The following is a 20,444-nucleotide window of genomic DNA, read 5'->3' on the forward strand; positions in this document are numbered from 1 at the left end:
GTTGCTTTGGCGTAAACGATACTCTGGTTCGCGCGGATGATCTGCTGTTCGCCGCATCACTCCTCATCTCCAGCCTCAGAATGCCAATCACACTGCCGCAACTAGAACGCCACTTATTCAAGGCCGCTGACATCTTGCGCGGCAAGATGGATGCTTCAGAATTCAAAGAATACATCTTCGGAATGCTGTTCCTCAAACGTTGCTCGGACGTGTTTGATCAGCGCCGCGAGCAGGTCCTGGCTCAGGAACGGGCAAGCGGTAAATCCGAATCCGAAGCACAGGAAAGTGCCAACCTCAAACGCTGGTACGGGCAGTCGTTTTATGTGCCCCCAACATCGCGATGGGATTATTTGGTTAACGAGGCCCACGTTGACGTGGGTGGTTTCCTCAATCGTGCACTCGGGGGACTTGAGAGCAACAACTCCAGCTTGGCCGAGGTGCTGGAACATATCGACTTTTCACGCAAAGTCGGCCAGAGCAAAATCCCCGACATCAAGCTGCGACAGCTCATCAGCCACTTCGGCATCTATCGCCTGCGTAACGAAGATTTCGAGTTCCCCGATCTACTAGGCGCGGCCTATGAATACCTGATCGGCGAGTTCGCAGACTCGGCCGGCAAAAAGGGTGGCGAGTTTTACACGCCACGCTCAGTCGTGCGCATGATGGTACGCCTAGTCAAGCCAGAGCAACATCACAGCATCTACGACCCGTGCGTGGGCTCGGGCGGTATGCTGATCATGGCCAAAGAGTACATCGACGAACATGGCGGCGATGGCACCCGCGCTGACTTGTGCGGCCAGGAGGCGAACGGCACCGTCTGGTCCATCGCCAAGATGAACATGCTCTTGCATGGCATCAGCAGCGCCGACTTGCGAAACGAGGACACCTTGGCCGAACCGCAGCACGTGGAAGGGGGCGAGTTGATGCGCTTTGACCGCGTGCTGTCGAATCCGCCTTTCTCGATCAACTGGGGCAGTGCCGACACTGACCGCGCCGGCCAGTCCGTATGGACCCCCAAGTTCCGCGCCGAGCGCTTCCGCTACGGCGAGGTGTCCCTGGGAAGTAAGAAGGCCGACCTGATGTTCCTGCAGCACATGGTGGCCGTGCTGCGCGACGGCGGCCAGCTTGCCACCGTGATGCCGCACGGTGTGCTGTTCCGTGGCGGCGAAGAGCGCGCCATCCGTGGCGCCATGATCGAGGCCGATCTGGTCGAAGCGGTGATCGGCTTGCCAGCCAACCTATTCTACGGCACAGGCATTCCCGCCTGCGTGCTGGTGCTGCGCCAGCGCCAGGGCAATGCCAGCGGCAAGGTGGGCGAGCGTCGTGGCCAAGTGTTATTCATCAACGCCGACCGCGAATATTTCGAGGGCCGCGCGCAGAACTACCTGCTGCCGGAACACATCGAAAAGATCGTCAACACGTTCGAAAATTTCAAGGCCGAACCTGGTTTCTCCGCCATCATCAGCACGGCCACGCTGCGCGAGAACGACTACAACCTCAACATCCGCCGCTACGCCGACAACGCACCTGCGCCGGAGCAGCACGACGTGCGTGCGCACCTGCTGGGCGGTGTGCCCAAGGCCGAGGTGGCGGCCAAGGCCGACATGCTAGCCGCGCACGGCCTCGACCCGCTGGCGCTTCTGGTGGAGCGAGACGCAAACTACTTCGATTTCGCGCCGCAGCTCACGACACGCCAGTCCATTAAGCCTGCCATCGAAACCAACCCCGGCCTGCTCCAGCGCGAACAGGCGGTGCGCGCCGCCTTCGCCGCATGGTGGCGTGAACATAGCCCGCGTATCACCTCAATTGCAGGCGCCGCCAGCTTGGTTGGCCTACGCAACGACCTGTTATACAGCTTCACCGAGGCCATGGAGCCCGCTGGCGTGCTTGGACGGTTCCAGGTGCGCGGCATCGTGGCCGGTTTTTGGGACGATGCTAAGTACGAGTTTATGACTCTGATGGCGCGCGGCCCCAAGGGTGTTGTCGACGCATGGCGCACCAGCATACTGGCGGCCATGGACGACGAGCAAAGCAAGGACAAACCGCTCGAACACAAGCTGGTCAAGTTCCTGATGGCCGATTTCGTCGATGCGCAAGCCGCGCTGGATGCTCGCAAGGTCGAGTTGGACAGCCAGATCAAGGCCATAGCACTAAGCAAAGGTGCGGGTGAAGACGGCGACGAAGCCGAGGTTGCTGATGACGAGCCTGTTGTGGACGAGGCACAGGGGAAGGCGTGGAAGACGCAACTGGGCGCATTGAAGAAAGAGATCAAGGCGCAGGAGCAGGGCTTTACGGTGCGGCTTAATTCGGCTGTCGATGGGCTCGATGATTCCAGCGCGGCTGACCTGCTGCTGACCATCTTGAGCAATGACATGGTGTCTATCCTGGAGCGTTGCATAGCCGCGCATCGGCTGCTAGTTGTTTCCGAGTTTGAAAACTGGTGGGACAAGTATCGAGTGACGCTGGCCGCATTGGAGCAAGAACGCAATATCGCCTCGACTACGCTGAGCGCATACCTTGGAGGGCTAGGTTATGTCTGATTTGGGTGATTTGCTTTCACTTGAATACGGCGAACCCTTGCCATCCGAAATTCGGACTGGGCATGGATATCCAGTGTTCGGATCAAACGGAGAAGTTGGTCGACATGATAGTGTACTTATTGAAGGCCCTGGCATTATCGTCGGCCGAAAAGGCAGTGCAGGCAAAGTCTGCTGGACGGATGAATCATTCTGGCCGATTGATACGACTTATTGGGTCAAATGCGAGTCTGACGATCAGCGCTGGCTTTACTGGTTACTATCATACTTGCCGTTAAGTCGGCTCGGTTCGTCAACAGGTGTACCTGGATTAAATAGGAATGACGTTTACACATTGCAAGTATTTGGACCACCTGGCAACGAACGGCGCAAAATTGCAATGGTCCTCGATGCACTGGAGACCACCATTCGGCAGACCGAAGCGATCATCGAGAAGCTCAAGCAGGTCAAGCAGGGGCTGTTGCATGACCTGCTGACCCGTGGCATCGATGCCAACGGAGAACTACGCCCGCCTCAGAGCCAGACGCCGCATCTTTACAAGAACTCGCCGCTGGGTTGGATTCCAAATGACTGGCGTTCTGGTCAAATCGAAGAATTCGTAGATCGCATTATTGACTATCGTGGTAAGACGCCTGTGAAGTGTGCCTCAGGAATTCCTTTGATCACGGCGAAAAATGTTCGGTTGGGGTATGTCGATACTGAACCCCAGGAGTTCATCAGCGAGAGAACCTATGATGAATGGATGACAAGGGGAATCCCACAACAAGGGGACGTGCTTTTTACGATGGAGGCCCCGCTCGGTAATGTCGCCCAAATCGAGAGCGATGAGCGACTCGCATTTGCACAGCGCATGATTATTCTTCAGAGCGGTCAAAGTACTATCAATACGTTTCTTAAATATTTATTGCTTGGTGAGCCGTTCCGTCGTCGCCTCTTCCGGATGGGCAGCGGTTCGACAGTGGAAGGTATTCAACAGTCGACATTTCGAAAATTGGCAATTGCTGTTCCTATTTCGATGACAGAGCAACGCGAGATTGTACGGATCCTAGATGAGTCCAGTTCTGTGATCGATAGCGAAGCAAGTACCTTGAGCAAGTTAAAAAAAACCAAATCTGGTTTGATGGATGACCTCCTGACCGGTCGGGTCCGCATTGCGCCGATACTTGAAACAGCAGGCTCGTAGCCATGCCCCCTATTCTGCCCCAGCGCGAATCGCTTACCGTCGAGTTCAAGAGTGACCGCAAATGCCTGTCCGACAAGGATCTGGTCGAGGCAGTGATCTGTCTGGCCAATGCCGATGGTGGCGAGCTCTGGCTGGGGGTGGAAGACGACGGCACGCCGACCGGGCTACACACTGATCGCTTGCAGGTGGCCGGCTTGGCCGGTCTAGTGGCTGCTCGTACATCGCCATCGTTAGCGGTCACGGTCGTGCCCGTCGTACTGAGCGCTGTAAATGTGGCATGCATCAAGGTACCCAAGGCACACGGCGAAGTGGCGACCACCGGCGGCGTGTACCTCCGTCGGCGCCTGAAGGCCGACGGCCAGCCCGAATGCGTGGCGATGCTGCCGCACGACCGCGCCAGCCGCGCCACAACTTTCGGCTTGGTGGACGCCTCGGCACAGGCGGTGGCCGGCGCCCAACTGAGCGACCTTGACCCGCTTGAGCGCGAGCGGCTGCGCCAGTGCGTGCAGCAATTTGGCGGCGACCGCGTCCTACTGGAACTCGACGACGAGGCGCTCGACGGCGCGCTTGGCCTGACGGCGCGCCAGAGCGACGGCACCCGTGCCCCCACGCTCACCGGCCTGCTGCTGGTTGGTAAGGAGCTGGCCTTGCGCGAGCTGGTGCCCACGCACGAGTTCGCGTTCCAGGTGCTCGCGCGCGAGGCGGTCGGCTTCAACGAATTCCGCCGCTTTCCGTTGCTCAAGGCGCTCGACTGGCTGGAGACGAATTTCCGTCCCTACAACCCCGAACGCGAGATACAGGTTGGCCTGTTCCGCGTGCCTGTTCCCAAGGTGGATCTAGGCGCCTTTCGCGAAGCTGTAGCCAACGCACTGGTGCATCGCGACTATCACCGCTTGGGTGCCGTACATGTGCGGATGGACGATGATGGACTGACGATCAGCAACCCCGGTGGGCTGATGGAAGGCGTGACGTTGGCGAATTTGCTGACCACCGAGCCGCGTCCGCGCAACCGCGCTTTGGCCGATGCGATGAAGCGCATCGGCGTGGTGGAGCGCTCGGGGCGTGGTGTCGATAAAATCTATCGCGGCATGTTGCGCTTTGGACGGCCCGAGCCTGACTACCGGCGTACCGATGCAAGCAGCGTCGTTCTACGATTGGCGACGACGGACGCGGACGAGGCATTTCTGAAAAGCGTGGTCGAAGAAGAAGGCCGGCTCGGCAGCGCATTGCCGATCGACAGTCTGATCGCCTTGGCTGCGCTGCGCGGCCTGAAACGCCTTACCACCGACGAACTTGCTATTCACATTCAGCGCGAGCCGGCGCAAGCCAAGCGCACACTGGAGGCATTGGTCGAGGCTGGCCTCGCACAGGCCCACGGCGCCACGCGCGGGCGCACTTACACGCTCGCTGCCAGTGTCTATCAGGCAGAGGGTGGCAAGGCCGCCTACATCAGGCAACTTGGCTTCAGCAATCTTCAGCATGAGCAGCTGGTGCTGAACTACGTGCGCGAACATGGCGCAATTCGACGTGCCGAAGTGATAGAACTTTGCCGGCTTTCCGACGGGCAGGCGAAAGATCTGCTCAAGCGAATGAAGTCGACCGAATTACTGCTGCTGGAAGGGGCGGGGCGAACCGCCGCCTATCGACTGGGCCCAAAGGGGTAAGCCCATCCTAAACGGATGTAAATGGATGGAATCGGATGGAAATGGATGCTTGGGATGTCGCAGTTTTCATCCTCCTCAATAAAATCAATGGCTTAGCAAACGCTTAGGAGAGTTATGGACTGGGAATTGGACGAAGTCGAACGCCCGTTTGTTGAGCAACTGACTGCCATGGGGTGGCGCTATGTCGTCGGTGATATAGATCGGCCTGCCACCACCGGGCGCGCCACCTTTGCCGAGGTGGTGCAAGAGGCCATGCTGCGCCGCCAGCTCTACGCGCTTAATCTGCGTGAAATAGCCGGGGTCGAACAACCGTGGCTGGACGATGAGCGTCTTATACAAGCCATGAGCGCTATCACGCGCATCCCCTCGCACCGCTTGATGGAGGCGAACCGCACCGCTACCGAACTGCTGCACGGCGGTATCACGGTCGATGGCTTGCCAGGCTGGGACGGTGGCCGGGCCCAAACCATCCACTATATCGACTGGGATCACCCGGAACGCAACGAATTTACTGTCATCAATCAGTACCGCGTGGACTGCCCGCCTGGATTCAACCGGGGCAAGGCCTTCATCGTGCCTGACCTGGTGCTGCTGGTGAACGGCATTCCGCTAGTCGTGGTCGAGTGCAAGAGCCCAGCGGTGCCCGAGCCGCTCGCCGAAGCCGTGGACCAGTTGCGCCGCTATAGCAACGCGCGCCGGGCCAGTGGCGAAGTCGATGACAACGAGGGCAATGAGGCGCTGTTCCACACGAACCAGTTGCTGGTGGCAACCTGTTTCAACACGGCCAGGGTTGGTTGCATCGGCGCAGAATTCCGACACTACGCTGCCTGGAAGACGGTGGCGCCGATGACCGAGGAAGACGTGTGCACGAAGCTCGGCAAAGCCCATCTGTCCGAGCAGGAGCGCCTGGTTGCCGGGATGTTTGAACCGGGCACGCTGCTCGACGTGCTGCGCCACTTTACGCTCTTCATGAATATCGACGGCCATACCATCAAGACCGTTTGCCGCTATCAGCAGTATCGCGCCGTCACGCGCGCGATAGAACGCCTGCGCACCGGCAAGACACGGCTTGAGGACGGCGAACATGACCGGCGCGGCGGTATCGTTTGGCATACGCAGGGCTCGGGCAAGAGCCTGACTATGGTGTTTTTGATTCGCAAGCTGCGTACCGATCCCCTGCTTCGCCGTTTCAAAGTGGTGGTGGTGACTGACCGCACCGATCTGGAGCAGCAGCTTACCCTGACCGCCGCTTTAACAGGCGAGTCGGTGGAACGTGCCAGTTCTGCTGACAAGCTGCAGGCGATGTTGCGTCGCAGGGGACCGGGCCTATTGTTCGGCATGATCCAAAAACAGCGCGCTGGCGACGCGAACGGAGAACCTGGCCTCACGCCGGAGGATCTGCCTCGGTATGCGGTGCGCGAGTCGGCACCGCCCGAGGTGCTCAACGAAGACGACAGCATCCTGATTTTGGTAGACGAGGCGCACCGTGGCCAGAGCGGTGACTTGCAGGCAGCACTGCAAGCCGGCTTGCCTAACTGCGCGCGCATTGGCTTTACCGGCACGCCGATTTTGATGGGCGACAAGAAGCGCACGCATGAAATTTTTGGCGAGTTCATCGACCGCTATACGATTCGTGAGGCTGAAGATGACGGTGCCATCGTCCCCATACTTTACGAGGGCCGCACGGCCGTTGGTGCGGTCAAGGACGGCGCCAATCTGGACGAATTGTTTGAAGACCTGTTCCGCGAGCACACGCCGGAGGAACTCGAAGCGATTCGCCAGAAGTACGCAACCAAAGGTCAGATTTTCGAGGCGCCCGCACTTATCGCCGATAAGGCGCGTGACATGCTGCGCCATTACGTGACGCACATTCTGCCCAACGGATTTAAAGCTCAAGTAGTGGCGTACAGCCGGTTGGCGGTAGTGCGCTATGTCGATGCGTTTTCTATGGCACGCGACGCGCTGCTGGCCGAAGCCGAAGCCTTGAGCGTTGACGACAAGGTGATGGATGACGAAGCCCTGTGCCGTCGACCGCCAGCCCTGCAGGCGCAAGTGCAAGCATGGCGTTATCGCGACACACTGCGCACGCTTGAGTTCGCGCCGATCATCTCCGGTGGCAATAACGATGCTCCGGTGTGGAAGCAATGGACTGATGGCGCAGCCCAGGAGCTGCGCATCAAGCGCTTCAAAAAGCCACTGTTGCACAAGGACGCGACCAAGACCGATCCGCTGGCATTCCTGATTGTCAAATCGATGCTGCTGACCGGCTTCGACGCACCAATCGAGGGGGTGATGTATCTGGACCGCCCGATCCGCGAGGCCGAACTGCTGCAAACCATCGCGCGCGTAAATCGAACCGGCTACGGCAAACAGTTCGGCATCGTGGTCGACTACTTTGGCCTTGCGCATCATCTCAAACAGGCCCTCAACGTCTACGCCGACGAAGACGTTGAAGGGGCTTTGCAGAGCCTGAAAGACGAGATTCCGGTTCTGCGTGACCGCCACTTGCGCGTGGTCGATCTGTTCCGCAGCAGAGGTATTGAGAGCCTCACTGATTTTGAGTCCTGCGTTGAAGTACTCGGCAATGAGCGTCTGCGTGCCGAATTTACTGTCAAGCTCAAACAGTTCCTGAGTACGCTCGACGTGGTGCTGCCACGGCCAGAAGGCTTGCCTTTCGCGCCGGACGCGAAGCTGCTGGCCTTCATTTACGCGAGCGCGCGCAACCGCTACCGCGATACGCCGGTGCTGGGCAAGGATGTAGGCGCCAAAGTTCGCAAGCTGATTGACGAACATGTCATCTCTTTGGGCGTAGACCCTAAGATTGCACCCATCTCGCTCACCGACGCCGACTTCGCCATGAAAGTAATGCGCGAGCCGAGTGACCGCGCCAAGGCATCCGAAATGGAGCACGCGATACGCGCGCACATTCGCGAGCACATGGATCAGGACCCGGTCGCCTTCCGCAAATTGAGTGAACGCTTGGCCGATCTGTTCGACAAGCTGGGCGACCATTGGGACCAACTGGCGCAGGCACTTAAAGTCTTGGTTGACGAGATTCGCAGTGGGGCCGTGGACCATGACGATCGCTTGCCAGAACTGCCCGAACACTACGGCCCCTTCCTTCGGCTGGTGGTTGACACTGCTGTTGGCGATGCGCCGATGACGAATGTCGAACGCACGAAACTGGTGGATTTGACGGTAGAAGTTGTGGACACGATCACGGCGGAATTGACGCCGAATTTCTGGCGCCCCAATCGACAGCCAGCGCAGGATGGGCTGAACACGCGCATCTTCGAGTTGCTGATGCGTTCGCGTCTGTTGCCGACACCGCAGATCGAAGCCTTGGTCGATAAATTGATGGAGCTGGCACGTGCGAACCACGAGAGGCTCATGACGTCATGAACATCCTCACCGTCGATGATTTGCACTTCGAAATCCGGCGCAGCGCCGCTCGGCGGTCTTTGGAGATTACAGTCGACCGCAGTGGGGATCTGATTCTCTCAGCACCGTCAACGGCGACAGAAGCGGTCTTGCGCGACTTCGTTCAGCGTAAGCGCATGTGGATCTATCAACAACTGGCACGGCAAGAAACCTATAGCCGTGAGTCGCCCAATAAAGAGTTCGTCGAAGGCGAAGGTTTCCTCTATCTCGGTCGCAGCTATCGGTTGCGCCTGGTTGACGAATCGATAGTGCCGGTAAAGCTAGTTGGTGGCCGCTTCGTGATGCCCAAGGCGTTGGCTGACGTAGGTCGTGAGCACATGATCCGCTGGTACTGCGGCAACGCCACGCGTTGGCTGTCCGCCAAGGTAGCGGACTACGCCGCGCGCATGGAGGTCACGCCTGTCGGCGTGAAGGTTCAAGATCTGGGCTATCGTTGGGGATCGTGCGGCAAGGGCAACTTGCTGTACTTCCATTGGAAGACCATCCTACTCCCCGCGCGAATCGCCGAATACGTGGTAGTGCATGAGATGGTGCACTTGCACGAGCCCCATCACACCCCCGAGTTCTGGCGCCGCATTGAGCGCGTGCTACCAGACTACGAGCTGCGGAAAGACTGGCTGAGTAGGAATGGGACTTCAGTGGAAGGATTGTGAACATAGTTACTGTAACAGCATTCGATACCCACTTTTTAAGGCGGATCGGCTTTCGCTGTTGATCCTGCATCCGCGTCGTCCGCACGCGGCAGAATGGGGTAGCAACATCTGTCGATTTGCAGCTGTCCCTTCCAAACGCCCAAATACACTGTGGTGCCCATTATTCTTTTTGCCAGTGCCGACATTCTCGTTGCAGCCAGAGAATATTCGCTATCCCATGCTTTTCCTTGGGCAGGCATCGCCAAATGCGTGCCGGGCATTTCAATTGATAAAACCTCCCCGTCGAAACGAAAAATAATCATATCGGACGCGCCCGCAGCCGATGCGTGATTCCGAATCTTCTTCGCTGCTACCCGGAACCAATCGCGCTCCACGCTACATTGCGGTCGACCTTCGAACGCTTTACGTGACCGCTCCCACGGAAGGTGCTCAGACCATCGACGACCATCATCAACCCAAGATGTCGTCTTGAACGGAATAAATTTCTCGCCGAGCAGGTAAACGATCCATGCAACCCCCTGCTCAAACGACTCCACCTCAACCGGTATATCAGACGAAATTTCCGTAATACTTCTAGGAGTTATGATCATCCCAGAGATAAAAAAAACGGGTTGTAAATATAGGTTGGTAACTTGCGTGGCACTCAGTTTAAGATTACCGAAGTTAAAATAATACCCAGGGAGCTGGTCCGTCATAGTGGCCCAGTCCTCTTCGAAATCCAGCCGAATCAGTACATCGCGAAGTTGCATAGTTCACCTCGTAACAGCACGGCTTGCTTCCCATCTTCCTCATCGAAAGCAGACTTTTTCAGTCAGTCGATTTATCTGATCATGAGCACTATTTTGCAGGTTGATTGTCGCCACGGTAGTGCTTGATGCCTTTCCACGCTGCTATACCGACTGCAGCGCCGGCAGCGCAGCCTGCTAGTAATGGCCAGAGGGGTGCGGATACAAGGCCGAGCGAAAGTGCTGCAGCGCCAATAGCATGGGAGCCGAACACAGTAACCGAGCTAGCTGCCAAGGCCCCGCCTATCGCCGCCCCTGCTGCCGCTGTTGTTGCAGTCGTTAATCCTGCAGCAGGGCTCGTCGCAAGCTCCATTTTAATGTCGAGCAGTTCGTCCCAAGTTCTTGCGACGATTCTGGCAGTTAACGGCGCCAGTTGAATGATCCCGTCGGAAAATTTTGACGCAAGGTACAAGACTCGTTTGTCTTTTACGACACGGCGGGCACCGTCTACAATCAATGCCATACCGACGAATAAAAGGGTCCCACCGGCGAAAATATCGGTTAACGCAGGATGCGGCGTCAGCAGTTTTTCTGCTATATCTCCTGCGCCGTAGCCAGCTGCTCCGAGAATTACCATCCCACCGGTAGCGAGGGCAATTGCTGGTATCCCAAACGTGAAGGCTCCCGCAACGCCAATAGATCCAAGAATAGCCGCACCAACTCCCCCAACACCTGCGCCAATCGCCGCGCCCATCAATCCACCGTTGGAAAGTTCTGTCGCTACCACCTCGTTTCCAAAGTGAATGTGTCCAGCTTGCACTCCCCATGCGACGATCGCCACCCCCAATGCCATTTCTGCTATCCCGACCTCAGCCTGGTGTTTAGAGCTCCATTCCGAGCAATGTGCGAACAGCTTTTCAAAGCCACGTTTGCCACTGTCGTCTAGTGAGATTTCCTTCATATTCATTCTCCGAAAACTGTATTTATTATCCAATCGCTTGTTCCGGAACGTCCACCGTAATACCGCGAGCATTAGGCGCTCTTGCAAGCGTGGCGGTGGCGTACTAAGGCTGCTTTATGCCCATTTGGCACACAGCGATTTCGCCTGTTACATCACCATTTCCACGGTTTCAGCCTGCTTTACTGGCGTGTACTTACGCAAAATGCGTTGGACCAGAAGCCGCAGCTTGGCTCGTACGCTATCACGCACGGCCCATTCCACGCTAACATTTTGGCGTAAGCTCGTTGCCAGTTCATGGGCGATCTTTTCAGCGTTTCGTCGTCTAGTTCTCGCACAGACTCTTCATTGTTAGCCAGCGCGTCGTAAAACGCCACCTCATCGGCGTTGAGATCAAGTCAAGCTCGGCGCTCGACTGCCTGCTTGAATCTTTTCGCCATAGCGATCAGCTCTTCCATCACCTGTGCGGTTTCAATCGAGCGGTCGAAAACGTGATACGGCCCATCGCGATCGGCACGAAGAACTGGCTTTTTGGTGCTCGCAACGTGCCGGGCGCCGTGCTGCTGCCATCCAAAGCCTGCTTGCCACGGCCAAGCTCAATGGGCTCGATCCTGCCCGCTGGCTGACCGACAGGCCCAACTACTGACTTGCCCGAACAGCAAGATCGACTTGCTGTTCCCCTTATGAACTGTACGCAGGACTGAGCTGCTGCGGAACGTGGTGTCGCCGGACGCTTACGAAGATGATGTATGAGTGTGATATGGGGTGATGCCTTACTTGGCAGGTATCCGTCAGCCCTATGCCAAGATCTGCCGGAACAAAGCGCAGTGTTCTCCATGGCCGTATCGAGGGTAGGCGCTGCGCGCACACCAATGGTGATCTCCAACACGGCCAACAACAACCCTCCGAGCGATATGCACGGTCAGTAGGAGCGGGCCCGATGCGAGCGGCGAGGTTTGTACTCGGTCCGTCGCTATGCAACTGCCCCTACGTTTAGTCGTGGCGAGTTGGGTGCGGGCCTGAGCGATCCTAACCGAAACAGGTAGCCTGTCAAGTGGCAGCGTGGTCGTCTGCCGACTAACGCAGCCGACTTGCTCAACTGGTGGATCGACGTAACAGTGATGGGGCTGGGGGAGTTGGTTGCGCATCTGGCCGTAGAGGCGCAGTTGATGCAAGAGCTGGCTACCAATTACTCCAGGGGTTAGCTCGGCTGCGGGGCACCGGTACCGGCCACCTGCAATGGGCAAATCGCGGGCCGCAGGAAAAACCTACACAGTGCCTACATGGCGCCCAGATAGCAAAAAGCCCAACCGTAAAGGCTGGGCTAAGTGCTTGATTTTACTGGTGCCGGCTGCCGGTTTCGAACTGGCCACCTGATGATTACAAATCAACTGCTCTACCAAATGAGCTAAGCCGGCGTGATCTGAACAACAGCGAAATTATACGCTATTTGATACGCGTCAGGGTGGGCCGGCCGCCCTTCTTGGGTCCGTCGCCGCCGTCGTCCGGGCCATTGTCGTCGGGCTTCGCGGGCACCGGCGTGGGCGCGGAAGACGGCGACGGTACCGACGACAGCGCCGGTGCGGGCGGTTCCGCCGCGGGTGCGGGCGCCGTGGCGGACTGGCCGAGCACGGGCTCGAACGCCATGCCCTGGCCGTTCTCGTTGGCGTAGATCGCCATCACATTATTGACGGGGATGAAGATCTCGCGCGACACGCCGCCGAAGCGGGCGTGGAAGCGGATGCTGTCGTTGTCCATCTTCAGTCCCGACGTGGCGCCGTAGCTGATGTTCAGCACGATTTCACCCTTCTTCACGTACTCCATCGGCACCGTGGTCGCGGAGTCGACCTTCACCGCCAGGTAAGGCGTATAGCCGCTGTCCGTGCACCATTCATAGATGGCGCGCAGCATGTAGGGCTTGGTTGAGATTTCTGCCATGACTATTCTTGGAAAGCCGGTGCCGCGCCGACTGGCCGGCACCGGTATTGCATGAGCTTGCGCGACACCGGGCGCGGCGCGGCCGCGAAGGATGCCGCGAAACCGCCTGTTACCGGCGCATCACTTTCTCGGACGGCGTCAGCGCTTCGATGTAGGCCGGGCGCGAGAAGATGCGCTCGGCATACTTCATCAGCGGCGCCGCCGTCTTCGAAAGTTCGATGCCGTAGTGATCCAGGCGCCACAGCAGCGGGGCCACGGCCACGTCGAGCATCGAGAACTCGTCGCCAAGCATGTACTTGTTCTTCAGGAACAGCGGTGCCAGCGTGGTCAGGCGGTCGCGGATCTCGGCGCGGGCCTTGTCGTGGCTCTTGTCGTTCGTCTTGTTGCGCTCGCTTTCCAGCGTGTGCACGTGGACGAACAGTTCCTTCTCGAAGTTGAACAGCATCAGGCGGGCACGCGCGCGCATCAGCGGGTCGGCCGGCATCAGCTGCGGGTGCGGGAAGCGCTCGTCGATATACTCGTTGATGATGTTCGATTCATACAGGATCAACTCACGTTCGACGAGGATCGGTACCTGGCCATACGGGTTCATCGTCGAAATGTCTTCCGGCTTGTTGAACAGGTCGACGTCGCGCACTTCGAAATCCATGCCTTTTTCAAACAGGACCAGGCGGCAGCGCTGGGAAAATGGGCAGGTGGTGCCCGAGTAGAGAACCATCATGTTGGTAGTTCCTTAAGAAAACAAAGGGGGCGAGACCGCGAACGGTTCACCCCAGTTGGCCGCGCGGCATGGTGTGCGCGCGGAGCAAAAACGAGACCTTACCAAAATCGGCAAGCAGAAATCAAATTTTTATTTGACTTCTTTCCAATACGTGGCATTTAACCGCCAGGCCAGGAAGGCAAAGACGGACAGGAACAGCAGCACGGCCACGCCCAGCCGCTTGCGGGTCTGCGCGGCCGGTTCCGCCATCCATTCCATGTAACCGACCAGGTCGGCCACGGCGGTGTCGAACTCGAGCTGGCTCATGGTGCCGGGTGTCAGCTGCTGGAAGCCGGCGAACTTGTGGACCGTCTTGGCGGGATCGTGCGGATCCTTTTCATCCACCCATTTCGCCGCCTGGACTCCCTGCAGTTGCCACAGCACGTGCGGCATCGCCACGTTCGGGATCACCAGGTTATTGAAACCGGTCGGCCGGGTATCGTCCTTGTAGAAGGTGCGCAGGTAGGTGTACAGGTAGTCGCCGCCGGACCCTGCCGGGCCGGATTTCGCCCGCGAAATCACGGAAAGATCGGGCGGCACCACGCCGAACCAGGCCTTGGCATCCTTGGCCGGCATGGCGGTGGTCATCAGCTCACCCACCTTCTCGCCGGTAAACAGCAGGTTGTTGCGGATCTGGTCTTCCGACAGGCCGATATCGCGCAGCCGGTTGTACCGCATCGACGACGCATTGTGGCAGTTCAGGCAGTAATTGACGAACAGCTTGGCGCCATTCTGCAGTGCCGCCATGTTCGTCGACCGGTCCGGCGCCCGGTCCAGCGGGTGGCCGCCCTCGGCCCCGATCGCCAGCGCCGGCAGCAGCGTCACCAGCGAGAAGAAGGTCGAGGCGAAAAACTTCTTGGTGAAATTCATCATTCGTGTCCTTTGCCAATGGCCGGTTCAATGTGCATGGAAGACGACGCGATCGGGAACCTTCTTGAAGGTGCCCATCGTGCTCCACCATGGCATCAGCAGGAAGAACGCGAAGTAATACAGCGTTCCCGCCTGCGACACGATTGTCTTGATCACTGAAGGCGGTTGCGTGCCCAGGTAGCCGAGCGCAACGAACGTGATCGCCAGCAGTGTGTACAGGTACTTGTGCCAGGTCGGACGGTAGCGGATCGATTTCACCGGCGAGTGATCCAGCCATGGCAGGAACGCCAGGATTACCACCGAAGCGCCGAAGAACACGACACCCCAGAATTTCGCATCGAGCACCTGCGGCAGCATGCCGATGATGACGACGATGGAAATCACGGCGATCACGGCCTTGGTGTGGAACGCCAGCTTCGACTTCAGCCACAGGAAGCTTACGTAAGCGGCCACCGCGACCATCATCACCCACATGAAGTCGGCGGTGATGGCGCGCAGCACCGAATAGAACGGCGTGAAGTACCAGGTCGGCGCAATGTGCAGCGGCGTCTTCAGCGGGTCGCCCGGCAGGAAGTTGTTGTACTCGAGGAAGTAGCCGCCCATTTCCGGTGCGAAGAACACCACGGCCGAGAAAATCAGCAGGAAGACCGACACGCCGAACAGGTCGTGCACCGTGTAGTACGGGTGCGACGGGATCGAGTCGACCGGGTGGCCGTCCGGCCCCAGGTTTTCCTTCACTTCGATGCCGTCCGGGTTCGACGAGCCCACTTCGTGCAGCGCGATCAGGTGGGCAGCCACCAGGCCCAGCAGCACCAGAGGAATGGCGATCACGTGGAAGGCGAAGAAGCGGTTCAGCGTGGCGTCGGACACCACGTAGTCGCCGCGGATCCACAGCGACAGGTCCGGGCCGATCAGCGGAATCGCGCCGAACAGGTTGACGATGACCTGGGCGCCCCAGTACGACATCTGGCCCCACGGCAGCAGGTAGCCGAAGAAGGCCTCGGCCATCAGGCACAGGAAGATCGCAAAGCCGAACAGCCAGATCAGCTCGCGCGGCTTGCGGTAGGAACCGTACAGCAACGCGCGCGTCATGTGCAGGTAGACGACGATGAAGAAGGCCGAGGCGCCGGTGGAGTGCATGTAGCGCACCAGCCAGCCCCACGGCACCTCGCGCATGATGTATTCGACCGAGTTGAACGCCAGGTTGGCATCGGGCTTGTAGTGCATCGTGAGGAAAATGCCCGTCACGATCTGCAGCACCAGCACGAACATCGCCAGCGAGCCGAAGATGTACCAGTAGTTGAAGTTTTTCGGCGCGTAGTAGCGGCCCCACTGATCGTTCCACAGCTTGGTCAGGGGGAAGCGGTCGTCGACCCAGCCCAGTGCCTTCTGTGCCGCCGGCGCATCGGCCGGTAGTTTCGTCTCCTTGAACGCGCCCATGTTATGCCTCGCCTTTCTCGTCTTTGCCGATCAGGATGCGGGTGTCGCTCAGGTACATGTGGCGTGGCACCACCAGGTTGTCCGGCGCCGGCTTGTTCTTGAATACGCGGCCGGCCAGGTCGAACGTGGAGCCGTGGCAGGGGCAGAAGAAGCCGCCGTTCCAGTCGTCGGGCAGCGAGGGTTGCGGGCCAGGGGTGAACTTGGTGGAGGGCGAGCAGCCCAGGTGGGTGCAGATGCCGATGGCGACGAGGTATTCGGCCTTGCGCGCGCGCGCCTCGTTGATGCAGTAGGAAGGGGTGAATTCGTCGGGATTGCGCTCCGAGCCGGGGTCGGCGACCTGGCCATCGGTCTTCTTCAGCGAAGCGAGCATTTCAGGGGTGCGCCGCAGGATCCATACCGGCTTGCCGCGCCATTCGACGGTGACCATTTCACCGGGCGCCAGGGAAGAGATATCGACTTCGACCGGCGCGCCCGCGGCCTTGGCGCGCTCGGAAGGTTGAAACGTGCTGACCAAGGCGCCCGCGGTGCCGACGCCGATTACGCCACCCGCAGCACAGGTGGCCACTAACAGACCTCGCCGGCTGGGATCGACCTGCTTCTCAATGCTCATACAAACCCCAATCTTATAAAAATTCGAATATTTGTAAAGCGACAACAGACCTATAGCAACACAAAATTATAAGTGAACATAAACACTCATCAAAGCGAAAAGGTTGCAATAGTAAAAATGGTGCCCATGTTGCGGCGCACCGTAAACGCCGCTCCAGTCTGCTTGGGCAGGGTATTGAAAAGACAGTATGATCCAGGGATAAACGACTACCACCAGAGGAGGATCGCCATGGGCATGATGCAGGAATTCAAACAGTTTGCGATGCGGGGTAACGTGATCGACCTGGCGGTGGGCGTGATCATCGGCGCCGCGTTCAGCAAGATCGTCGATTCCCTCGTGCAAGACATCATCATGCCGCCCATCGGCAAGCTGATCGGCGGGCTGGATTTCGCCAATTACTATGTCGCGCTGAACAACCAGGACCCGAGCCTGCCGCTGGCCGAGGCCAAGAAGCTGGGCGCGGTCCTCGCCTACGGGAATTTCCTCACCATCCTGTTAAACTTCCTCATCCTGGCGTTCGTGATCTTCCAGATGGTGCGGCTGGTGCATAAAGCCCGCCAGCGGCTGGAGGAACCCAGCAAGCCGTCCGAGCCGGCGCCACCGGCGGAAGATGTGCTGCTGCTGCGCGAAATCCGCGACGCCCTGAAAAAATAACCGAGCGGCTGCGAGCCGCCATCCTGTAGGAACGCCATGCAACGACTGTGGTTATTGTTTGCGCAAGCGGTGACCATCGTGCTGGCACTGTATTTCGTTTATTCCGCGATGCGGCCGGACTGGCCCATCGCGCGCTCGGGCACGGTGCAACAGCTGGGCACACCGGCCCAGCCGGCTTCGGCCACCATCGCCGCGCCGGCCCCCACGCCGAACTCCTTCCGCACCGCCGCCGGCCGCGCCATGCCGGCCGTCGTCAACATCCTCACCTCGAAGGCGATGCCGGACAAGCACCCGCTGCTGCGCGATCCGTACTTCAAGCGTTTCTTCGGCGACCGCGGCAACGACAACGAGGAAGAAGAGGATGATCCGAACAGCCTGGGCTCCGGCGTGATCGTCAGCCCGGACGGCTACATCCTGACCAATTACCACGTGGTGGAAGCGGCGGACGAGATCGAGGTGGTGCTGGCGGATGGCCGCAAGTCGTCCGCGAAGCTGGTGGGCACGGATCCCGAAACCGACCTGGCCGTCATCAAGATCGAGCTGAAGCAGCTGCCGGCGATCATCCTCGGCAATGTGGATAGCGCCAAGGTGGGCGACGTGGTGCTGGCGATCGGCAATCCGTTCGGCGTGGGCCAGACCGTGACGATGGGAATCATCTCTGCGCTCGGCCGCAACAACCTGCACATCAACCATTTCGAGAACTTCATCCAGACCGATGCGGCGATCAATTTCGGCAACTCGGGGGGCGCGCTGATCGACACCAACGGCAACCTGCTCGGCATCAATTCGGCGATCTATTCGCAAACGGGCGGCTCGGTGGGCATCGGCTTCGCGATCCCCGTCAGCACCGCCAAAACGGTGATGGAATCGATCATCAAGAGCGGCCACGTGGTGCGCGGCTGGATCGGCGTCGAATCGCAGGAGATCACGCCGGAGCTGGCGGAAAGCTTTGGTTTGCAGCGCGAAAGCGGGGCGATCATCGCCGGCGTGGTGCGCAATGGCCCGGCCGACAAGGCCGGCATGAAACCGGGCGACATCCTGCTCTCTGTCGACGGCAAGCCGGTGCGCGACACCAACGAGATGCTGAACCTGATTGCCCAGCTGCAGCCGGGCGGCAAGGCCACCATGCGCGTGTTGCGCAAGAATCGCGAATCGGACCTTGCCATTACCGTCGGCAAGCGGCCAGTGCCGAAGAAATAAGCGAGGCAACAAGCAAGGCAACAAGCAACGCAACAAGCAAAGCAACAAGCGAAAGATAAAGAGAACCCGATGCATTTGCGTGACCTGAACGGCTACCTGCAAGAGCTGGCCGAGAACAACAACCGCCCGTGGTTCGTGATGAACAAGCCGCGCTACGACATCCTCCGCGAAGAGTTCCTCGAACTCGTGACGCAGGTGATTGCCGAAACGGGCAAATTCGACCGCGAGGTCAAGTTCTGCAATCCGAAGAAGGCGATCTTCCGCATCAACCGCGACGTGCGTTTCGCCCACGACAAGAGCCCGTACAAGACCAACTTCTCGGCCGCGCTGGCCCCCAGCGACTTGCGCCGCCCGAGCCAGTCCGGCGGGCCCACCTATTATTTCCAGCTGAACGGCCACGGCCAGTTGCAGTTCGGTGCCGGCGAATACATGCCGCCGCCGCACCGGCTGCGCGCGCTGCGCCGGCATATGGTGGAAGACGCGGCGGGCTTTCGCAAGGCGCTCGCCAGCCGTGGCCTGAAGGCCACCTACGGCACGATCCAGAACGAAGGCAAGCTGCAGCGCCCGCCGAAAGGCTTCGACCCCGGGCATGAGCACATCGAGTTCATCAAGCTGAAAAGCTTTTTCGTGTGGACCGACGTGGACCTGGACCTGAACGATCCGGATGCGCTGGTGCCGATGATCGCCGGCGGTTTCAGGGATGCCCTGCCGCTGGTGCAGTGGATGCGGGCCGCCAGGGTGGATGAAGAGGACGGCACCGCCGCCTGACGGCCCTGGCGGCGGACGGCTTTGTTTCAGGCATTGTTGCCGGGAACCGGAGTCCGTAAACGTTTCTACTGGCTGCGCAGCCATTCTTCCAGGAACTCGACGCATACCCGCAGCCGCGCCGACGTCGACAGGCGCGACGGATAGATCGCCCACACATCCGCGGGCTGCTGGTAGTCCGGCAGCACGCGCACCAGTTCGCCCCGCTCCAGCGACGGCCCCACGTCCCACAGCGAGCGCAGGATGATGCCGTGGCCATCCAGCGCCCAGCCATGCACCACTTCGCCGTTGCTGGCCGATAGCGGCCCGCTCACCTTCACCGTTTCCGTCCCGCGCGGCCCCTGCAGGGTCCAGCGCCCGAACTCCTCGTTGCGCTCGCGGATCACGATGCAGCGGTGCGATGCCAGGCCGGCCAATGCGGCCGGCGTGCCGTACCCGGCCAGGTAGGCGGGCGCGGCGCACAGGACCCGGGCATTGCGGGCGATGCGGCGCGAGATCAGGTGCGGTTCGTGGGCCTGGCCGACCCGGATGTCGAGGTGAAAATCTTCGCCGATCAGGTCGACCGGGCGGTCCAGCAGCTCCAGCTGGATTTCCAGTGCCGGGTAGCGTTTCGCCAGTGCGGACAGGGCTGGCGACACGCGATTGCGCCCGAAGCCCGAGCTGGTGCAGATACGGAGCAGGCCGGCAGGCGCGGCCTGCTCCGTGGCGACCGCATCGCCCATCTGTTCCACATCGTCCAGGATGCGCAGCGCCCAGCCGTGGACCACCTGCCCCTGCTCGGTCAGCGCCACGGTACGGGTGGTGCGATGCAGCAGGCGCACCCCGAGCGACGCTTCCAGCACGCCGATTCGCTTGCTGACCAGGGCATTGGAAACGCCCAGCACGCGGGCCGTGGCGGCGAAACTCTTCAGCCGGACCACGGTGCAAAACAGGTGCAAGTCATCCAGCGCGGGTAGATTCTTCACGATTCGTGAACAGTCGAGTAACGAAAATGCCGATTATATCCAAACCGTACATACTCTATGCTCGGGGTATTCAACCAGGGG

16 protein-coding genes, 1 tRNA gene and 2 pseudogenes are annotated in these 20,444 nt (G+C 59.5%); 9 read left to right on the forward strand and 10 right to left on the reverse strand.

Going from position 1 to position 20,444, the window contains the following annotated elements:
• The first annotated feature begins 80 nt into the window (after positions 1 to 80).
• The 5 genes from EYF70_RS27455 (at position 81) to EYF70_RS27475 (ending at position 9,478) form a co-directional block, all read left to right on the forward strand.
• Positions 81 to 2,540, forward strand: a complete 2,460-nt coding sequence (locus tag EYF70_RS27455) for a type I restriction-modification system subunit M (RefSeq protein WP_131148203.1) — start codon at positions 81 to 83, stop codon at positions 2,538 to 2,540.
• The gene (locus EYF70_RS27460; RefSeq protein WP_131148204.1) at positions 2,533 to 3,720 is read left to right on the forward strand and encodes a restriction endonuclease subunit S; all 1,188 of its coding nucleotides are present in this window, start codon (positions 2,533 to 2,535) and stop codon (positions 3,718 to 3,720) included. Before EYF70_RS27455 ends, EYF70_RS27460 begins: the two co-directional genes overlap by 8 nt.
• Before the next feature lie 2 nt (positions 3,721 to 3,722).
• Positions 3,723 to 5,384: an ATP-binding protein gene (locus EYF70_RS27465; protein WP_131148205.1), complete on the forward strand. Its 1,662-nt coding sequence runs from the start codon at positions 3,723 to 3,725 to the stop codon at positions 5,382 to 5,384.
• A 114-nt stretch (positions 5,385 to 5,498) separates the two neighbouring features.
• Positions 5,499 to 8,786 (forward strand): type I restriction endonuclease subunit R, encoded by a 3,288-nt coding sequence (locus EYF70_RS27470; RefSeq protein ID WP_131148206.1) that lies wholly within the window; start codon positions 5,499 to 5,501, stop codon positions 8,784 to 8,786.
• Complete coding sequence (locus tag EYF70_RS27475) at positions 8,783 to 9,478, forward strand: M48 family metallopeptidase (protein WP_131148207.1); 696 nt, start codon at positions 8,783 to 8,785, stop codon at positions 9,476 to 9,478. Before EYF70_RS27470 ends, EYF70_RS27475 begins: the two co-directional genes overlap by 4 nt.
• Before the next feature lie 35 nt (positions 9,479 to 9,513).
• Here EYF70_RS27475 and EYF70_RS27480 read toward each other — a convergent pair whose 3' ends face one another.
• The 3 genes and pseudogenes from EYF70_RS27480 to EYF70_RS27490 form a co-directional block, all read right to left on the reverse strand.
• Complete coding sequence (locus tag EYF70_RS27480; protein ID WP_131148208.1) at positions 9,514 to 10,227, reverse strand: hypothetical protein; 714 nt, start codon at positions 10,225 to 10,227, stop codon at positions 9,514 to 9,516.
• A gap of 88 nt (positions 10,228 to 10,315) precedes the next feature.
• Positions 10,316 to 11,197 (reverse strand): hypothetical protein, encoded by an 882-nt coding sequence (locus tag EYF70_RS27485; RefSeq protein WP_131148209.1) that lies wholly within the window; start codon positions 11,195 to 11,197, stop codon positions 10,316 to 10,318.
• A gap of 114 nt (positions 11,198 to 11,311) precedes the next feature.
• A pseudogene (locus EYF70_RS27490) lies at positions 11,312 to 11,646 on the reverse strand (type I restriction enzyme endonuclease domain-containing protein); the annotation flags it as partial.
• Here EYF70_RS27490 and EYF70_RS32040 point away from each other — a divergent pair.
• Positions 11,635 to 11,848, forward strand: a pseudogene (locus EYF70_RS32040) (transposase domain-containing protein); the annotation flags it as partial. The pseudogenes EYF70_RS27490 and EYF70_RS32040 overlap by 12 nt on opposite strands.
• Before the next feature lie 655 nt (positions 11,849 to 12,503).
• Here the strand turns inward: EYF70_RS32040 and EYF70_RS27500 are convergent.
• From EYF70_RS27500 to petA, 6 genes are all read right to left on the reverse strand, one after another.
• A tRNA-Thr gene (locus tag EYF70_RS27500) sits at positions 12,504 to 12,579 on the reverse strand.
• Between the two features lie 28 nt (positions 12,580 to 12,607).
• Positions 12,608 to 13,099, reverse strand: a complete 492-nt coding sequence (locus EYF70_RS27505; protein WP_131148210.1) for a ClpXP protease specificity-enhancing factor — start codon at positions 13,097 to 13,099, stop codon at positions 12,608 to 12,610.
• Positions 13,100 to 13,208: 109 nt separating this feature from the next.
• Positions 13,209 to 13,820, reverse strand: a complete 612-nt coding sequence (locus EYF70_RS27510) for a glutathione S-transferase N-terminal domain-containing protein (RefSeq protein ID WP_090436157.1) — start codon at positions 13,818 to 13,820, stop codon at positions 13,209 to 13,211.
• Positions 13,821 to 13,949: 129 nt separating this feature from the next.
• Positions 13,950 to 14,729, reverse strand: coding sequence for a cytochrome c1 (locus EYF70_RS27515; protein WP_131149380.1), 780 nt, complete (start codon positions 14,727 to 14,729; stop codon positions 13,950 to 13,952).
• A gap of 27 nt (positions 14,730 to 14,756) precedes the next feature.
• Entirely contained in the window at positions 14,757 to 16,169 is a 1,413-nt protein-coding gene (locus EYF70_RS27520) for a cytochrome b (protein ID WP_131148211.1), read from the reverse strand.
• A 1-nt stretch (position 16,170) separates the two neighbouring features.
• On the reverse strand, positions 16,171 to 16,779 hold the full coding sequence (petA, locus tag EYF70_RS27525) for a ubiquinol-cytochrome c reductase iron-sulfur subunit (RefSeq protein WP_131148212.1): 609 nt from the start codon (positions 16,777 to 16,779) through the stop codon (positions 16,171 to 16,173).
• A 228-nt stretch (positions 16,780 to 17,007) separates the two neighbouring features.
• Between petA and mscL the strand changes: the two genes are divergently transcribed.
• The 3 genes from mscL to EYF70_RS27540 all read left to right on the forward strand — a co-directional run bounded on the left by mscL (position 17,008) and on the right by EYF70_RS27540 (position 19,401).
• On the forward strand, positions 17,008 to 17,433 hold the full coding sequence (gene mscL / locus EYF70_RS27530; RefSeq protein WP_131148213.1) for a large conductance mechanosensitive channel protein MscL: 426 nt from the start codon (positions 17,008 to 17,010) through the stop codon (positions 17,431 to 17,433).
• Between the two features lie 36 nt (positions 17,434 to 17,469).
• The gene (locus tag EYF70_RS27535; protein WP_131148214.1) at positions 17,470 to 18,633 is read left to right on the forward strand and encodes a Do family serine endopeptidase; all 1,164 of its coding nucleotides are present in this window, start codon (positions 17,470 to 17,472) and stop codon (positions 18,631 to 18,633) included.
• A 69-nt stretch (positions 18,634 to 18,702) separates the two neighbouring features.
• A complete protein-coding gene (locus tag EYF70_RS27540) occupies positions 18,703 to 19,401 on the forward strand; it encodes a DUF2461 domain-containing protein (RefSeq protein WP_131148215.1) in 699 nt (232 codons plus the stop codon).
• Between the two features lie 65 nt (positions 19,402 to 19,466).
• On the opposite strand, the gene EYF70_RS27545 is transcribed toward EYF70_RS27540, so the two are convergent.
• Positions 19,467 to 20,363 (reverse strand): LysR family transcriptional regulator, encoded by an 897-nt coding sequence (locus tag EYF70_RS27545; protein ID WP_131148216.1) that lies wholly within the window; start codon positions 20,361 to 20,363, stop codon positions 19,467 to 19,469.
• Positions 20,364 to 20,444 lie beyond the last annotated feature (81 nt).

This window comes from Pseudoduganella albidiflava (assembly GCF_004322755.1).
In the GTDB taxonomy this organism is placed as follows: Bacteria; Pseudomonadota; Gammaproteobacteria; order Burkholderiales; family Burkholderiaceae_D; genus Rugamonas; species Rugamonas albidiflava.

Coding starts and splice junctions, on each gene's coding strand:
- EYF70_RS27455 (WP_131148203.1), top strand. CDS start 81: ATGCCAATCACACTGCCGCAACTAGAACGCCACTTATTCAAGGCCGCT.
- EYF70_RS27460 (WP_131148204.1), top strand. CDS start 2,533: ATGTCTGATTTGGGTGATTTGCTTTCACTTGAATACGGCGAACCCTTG.
- EYF70_RS27465 (WP_131148205.1), top strand. CDS start 3,723: ATGCCCCCTATTCTGCCCCAGCGCGAATCGCTTACCGTCGAGTTCAAG.
- EYF70_RS27470 (WP_131148206.1), top strand. CDS start 5,499: ATGGACTGGGAATTGGACGAAGTCGAACGCCCGTTTGTTGAGCAACTG.
- EYF70_RS27475 (WP_131148207.1), top strand. CDS start 8,783: ATGAACATCCTCACCGTCGATGATTTGCACTTCGAAATCCGGCGCAGC.
- EYF70_RS27480 (WP_131148208.1), bottom strand. CDS start 10,227: ATGCAACTTCGCGATGTACTGATTCGGCTGGATTTCGAAGAGGACTGG.
- EYF70_RS27505 (WP_131148210.1), bottom strand. CDS start 13,099: ATGGCAGAAATCTCAACCAAGCCCTACATGCTGCGCGCCATCTATGAA.
- EYF70_RS27510 (WP_090436157.1), bottom strand. CDS start 13,820: ATGATGGTTCTCTACTCGGGCACCACCTGCCCATTTTCCCAGCGCTGC.
- EYF70_RS27515 (WP_131149380.1), bottom strand. CDS start 14,729: ATGAATTTCACCAAGAAGTTTTTCGCCTCGACCTTCTTCTCGCTGGTG.
- EYF70_RS27520 (WP_131148211.1), bottom strand. CDS start 16,169: ATGGGCGCGTTCAAGGAGACGAAACTACCGGCCGATGCGCCGGCGGCA.
- petA (WP_131148212.1), bottom strand. CDS start 16,779: ATGAGCATTGAGAAGCAGGTCGATCCCAGCCGGCGAGGTCTGTTAGTG.
- mscL (WP_131148213.1), top strand. CDS start 17,008: ATGGGCATGATGCAGGAATTCAAACAGTTTGCGATGCGGGGTAACGTG.
- EYF70_RS27535 (WP_131148214.1), top strand. CDS start 17,470: ATGCAACGACTGTGGTTATTGTTTGCGCAAGCGGTGACCATCGTGCTG.
- EYF70_RS27540 (WP_131148215.1), top strand. CDS start 18,703: ATGCATTTGCGTGACCTGAACGGCTACCTGCAAGAGCTGGCCGAGAAC.